Below are 14327 nucleotides of genomic sequence, written 5' to 3'. Positions count from 1 at the left end.
CCATCAAATAACGTTATACTTTTGGAACCCGAAAATCATTTCCAGTTTTGCTTTGATCTTAGTTTTGAAGCAAAATTCAATTGCTATATTCCTAATTCGTATGTGGTTGGGCATACGGAAACCATCACGTATTTAGAAAAAAAAGCAAGTCCCGAAGTCCTTCAAAGCATGGGGATAACAATCGGGAATTTGGATAGTACTACACAAAAAATTCTTTCGCTTTGTGAGGTACTCCAACCTGAGGCCTTATTTAAAAAGTTCCGAACCAAAAGCAAATCGGCAAAAAAAATTGAAGACATCCTCAAGGACGATAAAATAAAACTGGGTATTGATCAATTCATGAAAATAAACTTAGCCCAATTTTACAGCCATATCAAGCTGCATGATTTCCCACTTTCATTAAATCTTGGCAAGGAAAAAGATTTTCGCATCAGTCGTATTAGCACGCAAAATCCAACTCTAGAAACCGAACTGCATTTTGACAAACACGAAAACGGAATTTCATATACTTTAAAACTAAAGGAAAACGACCTTGCTTTTTATCCCTCGAACACAACAGTAACATTGTTGTTAGACGAACCGGGATGGTTGGTTGCACACCATAAACTGTATGCGTTAAAAAGCATCAATTCCAAAAAAGTAACCCCTTTTTTAAATAAAAAAATGGTCGAAATTCCTTCGAAATTAGTGCCCGACTATTTTGAAAAATTCATTAAAGACATTGCCAAAAAAGTAGACATAAGCGCCACGGGTTTTGAAGTGATCACCCAAACCACTATACGTTCTTGCAACCTACAATTAGTGCATGATTTTTTTAAAAACACCTATTTCATCAGTCTTTCATTTGATTATAACGGATACGTTTTTGATGCCACTAAAACCAAAAACACGCATACCGAAATTGATTTAAAAGACTTGGAAAATATAAAACTAATCCAATACAAACGCAGTCAAGCCGAGGATACATTTATTGAATCCTTAGAAGCACTTGGACTTAGCAAGCAAGACAACAATCTGTTTGGACTTTTACAAAAACCAGAACAAAAAGACACTTACGCTTGTGTTCAATGGATATTAGAACATCGAGAGAAATTAGAATCAGTAGGTTTTTCATTAGAAAATATTAAAATCGATGGAAGAAATATTGATAATAGCACGGTAAACATTATATTCTCCAACACCATACAAAACGATTGGTTTGATATTAAAATGACTGTGGTTTGTGATGATTTTGAATTCAATTTCAGCGACTTGATTCCGAATATAAAAAGCCAAAATCGCTTGTTTCTTTTACCTAACGGGAATTATTTTTTGATTCCAATTGAATGGATGACGCGCTATGCAGCCATGGCTAAACTGGCTAAAATCAACAACGGAACTATGGCGGTTCTCAAAAGTAATTTTGCTGTTTTTGAAGATATCCCGCAATTAAAACAGACCTTGCATGTAAAAGATACTGTTCAATACCAACCTTCGGCTTTGGTTAAAGCAACGTTGCGACCGTACCAAATAGAAGGCGTACAATGGCTTCTAGAACATTACAACAACGGTTTAGGCGCTTGCTTAGCCGATGATATGGGATTGGGAAAAACATTGCAAACCCTATCAACACTAGTCGCCGTCCAAGAAAAATTAGATTTTGAAAAAGCCGAAAACATACAACTCGATTTGTTTGGCAATGAAATTCCTGTTGCCAAAGAGTACCTAAAAGCCTTGATTGTACTTCCCTCCTCTTTGGTGTTCAACTGGTACAACGAAGCTAGAAAATTTACGCCTCATTTCAGGAGAATTCAATATGTAGGACAAGATCGAAAACTAATTTCTAAAAAATTAGAAAAATACGACTTGATCTTTACGAGTTATGCAGTGGTGGCGAGAGATCTTTCCATTTTAGAAAAGTATCAATTTCGTTTTTTGATTTTGGACGAAAGTCAATATATCAAAAATAAAAACTCGAAAATTTTTCATGCCATTAATCAACTGCAAACGACTCATAAAATCTCGTTGAGTGGTACGCCAATAGAAAACTCGTTAGACGATTTGTGGTCACAAATGCAATTTATCAATCCGAATATTTTGGGGAGTTATACTTTCTTTGCCGAGCATTACAAATTTCCGATTGAGAAAAAACAGGACGAAAACAGTCTGTCAGAATTAAGAAATTTAGTCAGTCCCTTTATTTTAAGACGCACCAAAGAGCAAGTTTTAAAAGACTTACCAGAACTCTCGGAGCAAGTCTTTCATTGCGAGATGGAACCCGAACAAGAGAAATTATACGAAGAAGAAAAGTCAAAAGCGAGAAATGCACTTTTAAAAACCGATGGTTCTGGTATTGACAAAATCAATATTATCAATACGTTGATGCGTTTGAGGCAATTGAGCAATCATCCGAAAATGATTGATAAAAAATCAGAACTAGATTCGGGGAAATATATTGCGGTAACACGATATTTAGAATCCTTGGTGCAATCTAATCAAAAAACGATTGTATTCAGTTCGTTTGTTTCTAATCTTGAGTTTTACAAAAAATGGAGCATCGAAAACAAAATTGATTTTTGTGAATTGACTGGCGCAACCCCACAAAATGAACGCGCGTATCAAGTGCAAAAGTTTCAAGAACAAGAGCGCTCAAAATTGTTTTTCATTTCCTTAAAAGCGGGTGGCGTGGGACTAAATATTACCAAAGCTTCTTATGTTTTGTTTTTAGACCCTTGGTGGAATCCCTTTGCTGAAAAGCAAGGAATTGGTCGCGCGCATCGTATTGGACAGTTGAACAAAGTAAATGTCGTTCGATTCATTACCAAGAATACCGTTGAGGAAAAAATCATTCGTTTGCAGGAAAACAAAAAACTGCTTTCGGATGCACTGCTTGATGAAAATCACATCAGCCCTGATATTGAAGAAAATTTAGATTTTATACTAGAATAAAAAAAACCTGCTACTTCAATGAAATAGCAGGTTTTAGTTTTGAAAAGCATTTCATATACATAAAAAATAGTTTTTTAACCTCTTGTTTTTTTTTAGTATCTTTAAAATCTAATAAGTTTTATTGAAACAATGTCACAAAACCGACTTCAATCTTCACTCTTTTTCTTAATTCTAGTAAACCACTTTACTCTTTTTGCACAACCCGAAAAAGAAATTGATCCACCATACCACATAAAAACCGTTTCATTCATCCAAAACGATCAAAATATAGTTCCGTTCATAAAACTAGGCGAAGGATTTCAATTAGAGTTTGATGATCTTTATGGGAATGAGGCTAATTATTACTATGAAATCATCCACTGTGATTACAACTGGAATCCCACTCCTATCCCTAAAATTGAATACCTAGAAGGTTTTGACAATCAAAGAATACAAGATTACACCAACTCATTCAATGCCTTACAAATTTATTCCCATTACAAACTAGCCATTCCCAATCAGTTTACACAACGCCTTAAAATAAGTGGGAACTACATCCTTAAAATTACCGATGATAGTAAAGAGGTGGTTTTTTCTAGAAAATTCATTCTCTATGAAGACCTTGTTACGGTTCCCTTACAAATAAAAAGAGCAAGAACTGTACAAAGCAATGATGCAAAACACAATCTTGATTTTAGCATTAAATCTAGCAGTATCACCTTTCAAAACCCTATAAAAAACGTAAAAGTGCTTCTTTTACAAAATGCTCAGTTCAAAACAGCCTTAAAAAATATCCCACCGCAGTTTACAATAGGCAATGATTTAGTTTATAAATACGATACCGAAACGCAGTTCTGGGCTGGAAATGAATTCTTATTTTTTGAAAACAAAGACATTCGATCAGCCAGTAATAACGTTGCCAGAATAGATTCTAGCACTCCTATTTACGGAACCTTTTTACATACAAATGCAGCTCGTGCAAATTTTCCGTATACATTTACTCAAGATGCAAACGGGACCTTTGTTGTGAAAAATATAAATACTCTAAAAAGCGAAATTGAAGCTGATTACGCTTGGGTATACTTTAACCTATCAGCTCCAACTTTCAGAATGAATAAAAATGTGTATATAACAGGAATGTTCAACAACTACGCCTTAACTCCCGAAAACCAGATGGAGTACAATCCTAAAAACGGCCGGTATGAAAAAGCCATTTTAATAAAACAAGGTTTCGCTAATTTTCAATACACAATAGCAAATGACGCAGGCATAATTGATCAAGAAAATAACATTGATGGCAACTTTTACCAAACCGAAAATGAATACACCATATTAGTCTATTATAAAGAAAGCATTGATAGGTACGAGCGCGTGGTTGGTAAAGGCGTAGCAAGTTCCTTGAACATCATTAACTAGAAAAAACTTTTTATAGAACGGAATGATTTAATATCATTTTTTTGTAAATTTGTCAATAATAAACGCATATTCATTCTTTTAATATGGTTTCTCAAATAACAAGAGGCATAAAAATTTCAGTGTTAACTAGTTTTGAAGGCACTTACTTCAAAAACTATAAGATTCACTTTGCCTTTAGTTACGTAATTACAATCGAAAATCACAGTAAGGATTCTGTACAATTAATCTCACGCCATTGGGAAATCTTTGATTCTTTGAATGACAACGAAATTGTGGATGGCGAAGGCGTTATTGGAAAAAAACCAGTACTAAAACCGGGCGAGCAGCATACTTATAGCTCAGGTTGCTTGTTATCGTCACCGTACGGCGCCATGAAAGGACACTTCAACATGATTAATTTTACCTCAACTAGAAATTTCAAAGTAATCGTGCCTACTTTCAGGCTATGTGCTCCATTTGCACTTAATTAATATATTTAATTAGGAGCACATCCTGCTATTCATTTCAAGTTTTTAAATGTCAAGCACGTTTTCCTAGCCCTAAAAAGAGCTTCTTCCAGTCGCTTTTTTAGCGCTGCAAAATCGGCTTTCCATCATAAAAAGCTTTCCATTACTATCAGGGCTACAATCTAGATAAAGGACAACAAGATGCTTTAGATTACTTTAAAAAATATCAAATCTTTAAAGAAACCTTTGTACTTTTGTTTTTAGTTTAAAAAACAATACAACACTATTTTTAACCCAATAAAAACATCAATATGTTAAAAGGATTTTTTCACGTACCCAACGCAGTAAACGAACCTGTAAAAAGCTATGCCCCTAACTCGCCAGAGCGAGCAGCGGTTTCAGCAGCATACGCCGAAATGTGGAACGCTACAGTAGACGTTCCTCTTTATATAGGAAACGAAGAAGTTAGAACTGGAGACACTAAAAAAATGTCTGCTCCTCATGACCACCAGCATATTGTAGGGGTATATCACCAAGCCGAAAAAAAACATATAGAAGCTGCAATTTCAACAGCACTTGAAGCTAAAGAAGACTGGGCTAAAATGGCTTGGGAACAACGCGCTGGAATTTTCTTAAAAGCAGCAGAATTATTAGCTGGACCTTACAGAGCTAAGATCAATGCAGCAACAATGATTGCACAGTCTAAAACAATATATCAAGCCGAAATTGACGCCGCTTGTGAATTAATTGACTTCTTACGTTTCAACGTACAGTACATGACACAAATATACAACGAGCAACCAAAGTCAACATCAGACATGTGGAACCGCGTTGAATACAGACCTCTTGAAGGTTTTGTATATGCCATAACACCGTTTAACTTTACAGCAATTGCTGGAAACTTACCTACAAGCGCTGCCTTAATGGGTAACGTTGTGGTTTGGAAACCTGCAGCAACTCAAGTGTACTCTGCCAACTTATTGATGCAAATTTTCAAAGAAGCAGGTTTACCAAATGGTGTTATCAACATGGTTATGGGAGACTCAGGAATGATCACCGAAACTTTATTGGCTAGCCGTGATTTAGCTGGAGTTCACTTTACAGGATCTACAGGCGTATTTAATGATATTTGGGCAAAAATTGGTACCAATATTAGCAAATACAAAACATACCCACGTATTGTAGGTGAAACAGGTGGTAAAGATTTCATCATTGCACACCCATCTGCGAACTCAAAACAAGTTAGTACAGGTATAGCACGTGGTGCTTTTGAGTATCAAGGTCAAAAATGTAGCGCTGCTTCACGCGTGTACATCCCACAAAGCTTATGGCCAGCTGTACAAGCTGAATTAGAAGCTGATTTAAAATCAATGAAAATGGGATCGCCACAAGATATGAGCAACTTTATCACTGCGGTAATCTCTGAAGGTTCATTTGATAAATTGGCTAAAGCCATTGACCAAGCTAAAGCTGATGCAGATGCAGAGGTAATTATCGGTGGAAATTATGACAAATCAAAAGGGTACTTTATAGAGCCAACGGTTATCTTAACTAGTAATCCAAAATACGCTACAATGGAAACCGAATTATTCGGACCAGTTGTGACTATTTATGTTTACGAAGATGCTAAATGGGCAGAAACATTGGAATTAGTAGACACTACATCAGAGTACGCTTTGACAGGTGCAGTTTTCAGTCAAAATCGTTATGCTATTGAAGAAGCTACTGTAAAATTACAAAATGCAGCTGGTAACTTCTACATCAATGATAAACCAACTGGAGCTATTGTAGGGATGCAACCGTTTGGTGGAGCAAGAGGATCAGGAACGAATGATAAAGCAGGATCTATGCAAAACTTATTGAGATGGACTTCTGCAAGAACGATCAAAGAAACTTTTGTAACTCCAGTTGATTACAGATACCCATTTTTAGGAGAGTAATTTTTAGTCCTAAAGTTTTAAAGTCAAAAGTCTTTAAAGCATTTTAGCAAATACCAAAAAGCCGAATCTAAAGTTTTAGATTCGGCTTTTTTTTTTATTGTCTTTAAACTTTCTACCTTATGACTACTGCTGAAACTTCAACGGCAAGTGTACTACTTTCTTAGTCTCAAAAAATTCATCTTCAAAATAATCTGCTAAGTTGTATTCAGTAGCTCTAGGGAAATCTTTTAACTCTTCGGTTAAGTCGCCTCCTTTTAGGTAGAGGATTCCGTTTTTCAATTCGTGTTTGTTTTGTTTTTTAATTTTGGTTTTTACCCAAGACACAAAATCAGGCATATTGGTTACGGCGCGACTCACAATAAAATCGAAATCACCTTTTACATTTTCAGCACGTATTTGCTCTGCTTTTACGTTTTTCAACTCTAAACCTTCGGCAACAGCCTGAACCACTTTTATTTTCTTGGCAATAACATCAATCAAATAAAATCTAGTTTCCGGAAAAAGAATTGCCAATGGAATTCCTGGAAATCCACCGCCAGTTCCCACATCTAAAACGTACGTTCCAGGTTCAAATTTCATTATTTTAGCAATTCCAAGTGAATGTAAAATATGTTTGGTATATAAAGAATCAATATCTTTTCTCGAAATCACATTGATTTTTTCGTTCCATTCGTGGTATAAAAAATCGAGCTTTTCGAACTGTTCCTTCTGAAGATCACTTAAATTAGGAAAATACTTTAAAATCTCGTCCATCTATTATTTTTTTAACAAAAGTAATACTTTATGGTTAAAATATTTATCTCAAATTTGTATACCAAAAAATTTTTAATAATTACCTTTGAACCTTATCCTCATTATATGAATAACAATGCCCCTACTTTTGCTAAGCAAGATAGCCTAAAATTTTTTAGAACACTTAACTCTCGGGTTAACAACTACTTCAAAGAGAACAACATTCAAAAAACAGGCAACTGGCAATTATACCTGAAAACGATTATTTTATTTTCTGTTTTTCTAGCACCTTACTTTTTAATTCTCACCCTTGGTATGCCATTTTGGGCACACTTATTATTGACAATCGTCATGGGAATTGGTATGGCTGGAGTTGGAATGAATGTGATGCATGACGGAAATCACGGGTCATATTCAAACAAATCATGGGTTAACAAATTCATGGGCGGAACGATATACGTACTAGCAGGTAATGTGTACAACTGGCAAGTGCAACACAATGTTTTGCACCACACATACACCAATATTCCGGGACATGATGAAGATTTAGATGCTGGTCGTGTTATTCGTTTTACCAAAGAAGCAAAATGGTATAACTTTCACCGTTTTCAACAATATTACTCTATTTTCTTGTATGGTTTATTGACTTTCAATTGGGCTATTACTACTGATTTTAAGCAAATGCGCAACTACCTCAAAAGAAAATTATCTTACGGAGAAGCTAAGAGCCCAAAAATACTTTGGACAACATTGATCATTACTAAAATTATCTATGTTGCCATTTGGATTGTTTTACCAATCGTAATTGGGATCACTTGGTGGAAAGTACTAATCGGATTTTTTGTGATGCATTATACTGCTGGTTTGATCTTGAGTGTTGTATTCCAACTAGCGCACGTAGTAGAGGAAACTACAAATCCTACACCAAACGAATTGGGCGAAATGGACAATACTTGGGCTATTCACCAATTGTTTACCACTACTAATTTCGCACCAAAAAACGCAATCGTAAACTGGTACACTGGCGGTTTGAATCATCAAATTGAGCACCATATTTTCCCAAATATAAGCCACGTACATTATGGTAAAATTGCAAAAATTGTAAAAGAAACTGCTGCAGAATGCAACCTCCCTTATTACGAATACAAAACAATGAGAAGTGCCGTGATTGCTCATTTCAAACATTTAAAAGATTTAGGACAAAATCCAGCATTAACCGCATAAAAAAAGCCTTTATGGGCTACTAACATATTAAAACTAACTACAACTTAATACCAATGAATCCATTATCCGATAGAATAAATAATTTATCTACTTCACAAACCTTAGCCATGGCGGCTTTAGCCAGAGAATTAAAAGCCCAAGGTAAAGACATCATCAGTTTAAGCCTTGGTGAACCTGATTTTAATACGCCTGATTTTATCAAAGAAGCAGCAAAACGTGCTATTGATGAAAATTACAGCACCTATTCTCCTGTTGAAGGTTACCTTGAACTGAAAGAAGCCATTTGCCGAAAGTTTAAAAGAGATAATAATTTAGACTATAAACCCACACAAATTGTGGTTTCTACCGGAGCGAAACAATCGTTGTACAACATCGCTCAAGTAATGCTGAATGATGGTGACGAAGTAATTTTGCCAGCACCTTATTGGGTATCGTATTTCGAAATTGTAAAATTATCAGGAGGTGTCCCTGTTGAAGTTCCTACATCTGTAGAAACAGATTTCAAAATAACACCAGCACAATTAGAAGCTGCCATTACACCAAAAACTAAAATGATGTGGTTTTCATCGCCATGTAACCCATCAGGATCTGTTTACAGCCGTGAGGAATTAACAGCACTTGCTGCTGTGTTAGAAAAATACCCACACGTATATGTAGTTGCTGATGAAATTTATGAGCACATCAATTTCTCGGGGACTTTTTGCAGCATTGCATCTATCCCGGGAATGCTAGAAAGAACAATCACTGTAAATGGTGTAGCCAAAGCTTTTGCCATGACAGGTTGGAGAATTGGATACATTGGCGCTCCAGAATTCATTGCAAAAGCGTGTACAAAAATTCAAGGACAAGTAACCTCAGGAGCCAATTCTATAGCGCAACGCGCTACAATTACTGCTGTTGATGCTGACCCGAGTGTTTTAAAACACATGGTAGATGCTTTCCACAGCCGTAGAGATTTAGTTGTAGGATTACTGAGAGACATTCCAGGAATCAAAATCAATGTTCCAGAAGGTGCTTTTTATGTTTTTCCTGACGTTTCATCGTTCTTTGGAAAAACTCTTAAAGGAACTTTTATCAAAGATGCCAATGATTTTTCTATGTATCTTCTAAGCGAAGCTAATGTAGCTACTGTAACTGGTGACGCCTTTGGGAATCCAAACTGCATTCGTTTCTCTTACGCTACTAGCGAAGAATTATTAAAAGAAGCATTGCGTCGCATTAAAGAAGCAGTCGCCTAAAACTAGTATTGAAATATTTAATATACAATGCCTCAAGATTTATTTCTTGGGGCATTTTTTTATACTTTACAGTAATGAAGCTATCATAAACAACAGTAAATAAATAGTAACAGAGTCGATTTCGATAACAAAAAAGTCACAAACATTAGCTTTAATTCTGTAACAATTTACCAAGCCAATAGCGCCAACTTTGAAGTAAGTATTAATAAAAAATATTTGCTATGACACACACAGATGAAACCAGAAAAGAAGCCATCGATACATTTGAAGGACTTATTTCGATTCTAGAAGACGGAAAACTAGGCTATACAAATGCAGCTGAACATGTAGACAATCATGCTGTAAAAACCGATTTACTAGGGTATGCACGAGAACGCGACCTCTTTATTGTAGCCATGCAAGATGAAATTAATAAACTTGGAAAATCTACTGATACAGCTGGCGGTGGACTTTTAGGGTCCTTACATCGTACTTGGATTGACATTAAATCATCTTTAACAGCAGGTGATTCTGATGCAATTTTAAACGCTTGCATCACAGGAGATGAAGCTGCAGTTATGAGATACCAAAAAGTGTTAGAAGAAAATAATCTTGAAGCTACGCAAATTGCAATAATTACCAAGCAGTTAAAAAGCATTCAACACACTTTGACGGAGATAAAATCCAAAAAAGTGCACTAGGCACCATTCACATTTCAATGTTAAAACCACTTTGTTCTATCGCAAAGTGGTTTTCTATTTAATACCAAAAATTTCATATTCTATTCTAAAATAGCTCTTTTGTAGTAGGACAATTTAAATCCGAATGGAGTGTTTCTTTTATTTCTAAAAAATCACCTATTCATTAGAAATCTTGAATAATTTATTAGACCTTTGCTCACTTTTTTTTTGGAACCACCAAAAAGACTAAAGTGTTAAAAAACAACTAATTTATCATCAAATCGATGAAGAAAAAAATAGAAATTCTAGCACCTGCCAAAGATTTAATTCATGGTATGGCAGCTATCAATAGTGGGGCTGATGCCGTTTATATTGGTGCACCACAATTTGGAGCCCGTTCTAATGCCACCAACTCTATCGAAGATGTGGCTGCTTTGGTGGAGTACGCACACCTTTTTAATGCACAAGTTTTTGTGGTTATCAACACGATCTTGTACGATAACGAGCTAGAAACTTGCCGCCAGATGATTTGGCAATTGTATGATATTAAAGTTGATGCTTTAATTGTGCAAGATATGGCCATCATGGAAATGGACTTGCCTCCTATTGTATTGCATGCTAGTACTCAAGCCAACAACCGTGATCCTCATAAGATTAAATTCTTGAAAGATGCCGGAATGAAACGCGTCGTTTTGGCTCGTGAATTGAATTTACACCAAATCAAAGAAATTGCAGATACAGCTGATGTTGAGTTAGAATTTTTTGTAACCGGTGCACTTTGCGTGTCATTCAGCGGAAACTGTTATATGAGTGTGGCCAATGGCGAGCGTTCGGCTAACCGTGGTTCCTGCGCACAAAACTGCCGTTTGCCGTACAACTTAATTGATGGTAATGGTGACACTTTAATCAAGAACAGTCACTTACTTTCAATTAAAGATTTTGATGTTTCGGATCAAATTCCAAATCTTATAGAAGCCGGCGTGATGTCCTTTAAAATCGAAGGGCGTTTAAAAGATATCGTTTATGTAAAAAATAATGTTTCGTATTTACGTCAAAAATTAGATGCTTTCTTGGAAGGGAATGAAAACTACACCAAAGCTTCTTCTGGAAAATGTACCTACACTTTTGACTCAGCTTTGAACAAAAGTTTCAATCGTGGATACACCGATTATTTTGTAAACGAAAGACACCAATCTATCGGTTCTTGGGAAAGTCCAAAATCAAAAGGGCAATACATCGGGAAACTGATTCGTACTGTAGGTAACGCTTATGAAATAGAAAACGGCGAATTACTCCACAACGGCGACGGTTTGTGTTACATCAATGAGAACAACGAGGCTGACGGAATTTATGTAAATAAAGTCGAAAATGGCTTGGCTTACCCAAATGTATTAAAAGAACTAAAAGAAGGTACTTTTATATACCGTAACAACGATGCAGCTTTTATCAAAATTGTAGAACGTGAAGACAGTGCGGTTCGTAAAATAAGTACCACTTTGCACTTATCCGAAACAGAAAATGGCTTTGAATTAAAAGCTACTGACGAAGATGGTAATGTGAGTAAGGTTCAATTGGCACACCAAAAAGAAAGAACCAAGAACAACGAGTCGATTGAAGAAAACTTTAAAATTAACTTGGCAAAAACAGGTTTCACGCCTTATACAGCCGATGAAATTACAATTGCATTTTCTGAAAATTGGTTCCTACCAATATCCAAAATCAACGAAATGCGAAGAACAGTTTTCGAACAACTGTCGGAAATTCGTTTGGCTAATTACAAAGTTGAGGAACACCAATTGGTTAAAACATCGCATCCTTATCCAGAGACAAAACTGGATTTCATGTACAATGTTTCAAACAAACTAGCCCGTAAATTCTACGAGCGTCACGGCGTTACCGAAATCGAAAAAGCCTTTGAATTGCAGTGGGATCCTGGAAAATCACGGGTGATGACCACGAAATATTGCATCAAATACGAATTAGAACGCTGTCCAAAATACCATCGTGAAAATATGGACAAAAAGGTAAAAGAACCTTTGGTATTAAAACAAGGCGAATTAGAATACAAACTCAAATTCAATTGTAAACCCTGTGAAATGGAGATTTGGGAAAAAGATGCTGAATTCGAAATTGAAGAAGATCATTTTCATTAGATCTTAACCGCAAAGAGCACAAAGCTTACGCAAGGTTCGCAAAGATTTTTTCATAAAGTCTTTGCGAACCTTTTTTAATTCAACACAAAGCTTTGCGATCTTCGCGTATATCCTCGCGGACTTTGCGGTTAAAAACATTTTTAGTTACTTAGCTCGCGATTAAAACTTAACCCAAAAGGAATCTAAACTTACACAAGGCTCAAAGAGCTTTCACTGAAGCCTTTATTGACTCTTTTTAATTCAACACAAAGCTTTGCGATCTTCGCGTAAATCCTCGCGGACTTTGCGGTTAAAAACATTTTTAGTTACTTTTACTATTCTAAAATCCCACAACTATACAACAAACTTCAAAATGAAAATACTACTCCTCGGCTCTGGCGAATTAGGCAAAGAATTTATAATCGCTGCACAACGCATTGGGCAAACTGTAATTGCAGTAGACAGTTATGAAAATGCCCCTGCTATGCAAGTAGCGCACGGTTTTGAAGTCATTAATATGCTTGACGGCGATGCATTAGACCGCATTGTTGCCAAACACCAACCCGATTTTATCGTTCCCGAAATAGAAGCTATTCGTACCGAACGTTTTTATGATTACGAAAAACAAGGTATAACCGTAGTGCCATCCGCAAAAGCAGCCAACTTTACGATGAACCGTAAAGCCATTCGTGATTTGGCCGCCAAAGATCTTGGATTAAAAACTGCCAACTATCGTTACGCCACCACCGCCGAAGAATTAACAAAAGCGGTAGCCGAAGTCGGAATGCCATGCGTGGTAAAACCATTGATGTCTTCGTCTGGAAAAGGGCAATCGACCATAAAAACGGAATCTGATATCGAAAAAGCCTGGCAATACGCTGTTGATGGTTCTCGTGGTGATGTAGTTGAAGTAATTGTAGAAGCTTTTGTCAAATTCAATTCGGAGATTACATTATTGACCGTCACGCAAAATAATAATCCTACGCTTTTTTGTGCTCCAATTGGTCATAGACAAGAACGTGGCGATTATCAAGAAAGCTGGCAACCTGCCCTAATATCTGACAAAGACTTATACGAAGCCCAAGATATGGCCGAGAAAGTTACCGAAGCTTTGGGAGGAGCAGGACTTTTTGGAGTCGAATTTTTCTTGGCTGATGATGGTGTTTATTTTTCAGAATTATCACCAAGACCTCACGACACAGGAATGGTAACTTTAGCGGGAACGCAAAACTTTAACGAATTCGAATTGCATTTACGTGCTATTTTAAGCTTGCCTATTTTTGAAATCACCCTAGAAAAAGTGGGTGCTAGTGCCGTTATTTTGGCATCTGAAAACTCTGAAAGCCCTAGTTTTACAGGAATAGAAAAGATTGCTGCTTTACCCAAAACTGATTTTAGAATTTTTGGCAAACCCACTTCAAGACCTTATAGACGTATGGGAGTCGCTTTAGTAAATGACTCGCTTGAAACACCAATTGACATTCTTGTAGAAAAAGCGAAGAAAGCAGCAGCACAAATAACGGTTCACCCATAAGTGCATGCATTAAAACGTAAGACATAAATTCTAAATATTTGCCAATATGAAATTTAAAAATACCCTACTCTTGCTATCTAGTTGCGCGCTCATTATAAA

At 36.2% G+C, this 14327-nt stretch carries 10 protein-coding genes; 9 read left to right on the top strand and 1 reads right to left on the bottom strand.

Annotation, left to right across the window (positions count from 1 at the left end; genetic code table 11):
- Positions 1 to 21 precede the first annotated feature (21 nt).
- From FJV36_RS04380 to pruA, 4 genes are all read left to right on the top strand, one after another.
- Entirely contained in the window at positions 22 to 2928 is a 2907-nt protein-coding gene (locus FJV36_RS04380; protein ID WP_158980874.1) for a DEAD/DEAH box helicase, read from the top strand.
- Between the two features lie 129 nt (positions 2929 to 3057).
- Positions 3058 to 4323, top strand: a complete 1266-nt coding sequence (locus FJV36_RS04375; protein ID WP_158729543.1) for a DUF5103 domain-containing protein — start codon at positions 3058 to 3060, stop codon at positions 4321 to 4323.
- An 83-nt stretch (positions 4324 to 4406) separates the two neighbouring features.
- Positions 4407 to 4793, top strand: coding sequence for a Co2+/Mg2+ efflux protein ApaG (gene apaG / locus FJV36_RS04370; protein ID WP_158729542.1), 387 nt, complete (start codon positions 4407 to 4409; stop codon positions 4791 to 4793).
- 287 nt (positions 4794 to 5080) lie between these two features.
- Positions 5081 to 6709, top strand: coding sequence for an L-glutamate gamma-semialdehyde dehydrogenase (pruA, locus tag FJV36_RS04365; protein WP_158729541.1), 1629 nt, complete (start codon positions 5081 to 5083; stop codon positions 6707 to 6709).
- A gap of 123 nt (positions 6710 to 6832) precedes the next feature.
- Here the strand turns inward: pruA and rsmG are convergent, their stop codons facing one another.
- Positions 6833 to 7462: a 16S rRNA (guanine(527)-N(7))-methyltransferase RsmG gene (gene rsmG, locus FJV36_RS04360; protein ID WP_158729540.1), complete on the bottom strand. Its 630-nt coding sequence runs from the start codon at positions 7460 to 7462 to the stop codon at positions 6833 to 6835.
- A gap of 105 nt (positions 7463 to 7567) precedes the next feature.
- On the opposite strand from rsmG, the gene FJV36_RS04355 reads away from it, so the two are divergent.
- The 5 genes from FJV36_RS04355 (at position 7568) to purT (ending at position 14228) form a co-directional block, all read left to right on the top strand.
- Positions 7568 to 8665, top strand: coding sequence for an acyl-CoA desaturase (locus tag FJV36_RS04355; protein ID WP_086453666.1), 1098 nt, complete (start codon positions 7568 to 7570; stop codon positions 8663 to 8665).
- Positions 8666 to 8718: 53 nt separating this feature from the next.
- The gene (locus FJV36_RS04350; protein WP_144889405.1) at positions 8719 to 9903 is read left to right on the top strand and encodes a pyridoxal phosphate-dependent aminotransferase; all 1185 of its coding nucleotides are present in this window, start codon (positions 8719 to 8721) and stop codon (positions 9901 to 9903) included.
- 221 nt (positions 9904 to 10124) lie between these two features.
- The gene (locus FJV36_RS04345) at positions 10125 to 10583 is read left to right on the top strand and encodes a PA2169 family four-helix-bundle protein (protein WP_158729539.1); all 459 of its coding nucleotides are present in this window, start codon (positions 10125 to 10127) and stop codon (positions 10581 to 10583) included.
- A 263-nt stretch (positions 10584 to 10846) separates the two neighbouring features.
- Positions 10847 to 12715, top strand: a complete 1869-nt coding sequence (locus FJV36_RS04340) for a U32 family peptidase (RefSeq protein ID WP_158729538.1) — start codon at positions 10847 to 10849, stop codon at positions 12713 to 12715.
- A gap of 352 nt (positions 12716 to 13067) precedes the next feature.
- Positions 13068 to 14228 (top strand): formate-dependent phosphoribosylglycinamide formyltransferase, encoded by a 1161-nt coding sequence (gene purT / locus FJV36_RS04335; protein WP_158729537.1) that lies wholly within the window; start codon positions 13068 to 13070, stop codon positions 14226 to 14228.
- The last annotated feature ends 99 nt before the right edge of the window (positions 14229 to 14327 follow it).

Origin of the sequence: Flavobacterium sp. I-STPP5a, assembly GCF_009764685.1 — a bacterium.
Classification (GTDB): domain Bacteria; phylum Bacteroidota; class Bacteroidia; order Flavobacteriales; family Flavobacteriaceae; genus Flavobacterium.
Note: the sequence above shows the minus strand (reverse complement) of the source record. Positions and strands in the feature narration are given on the sequence as shown.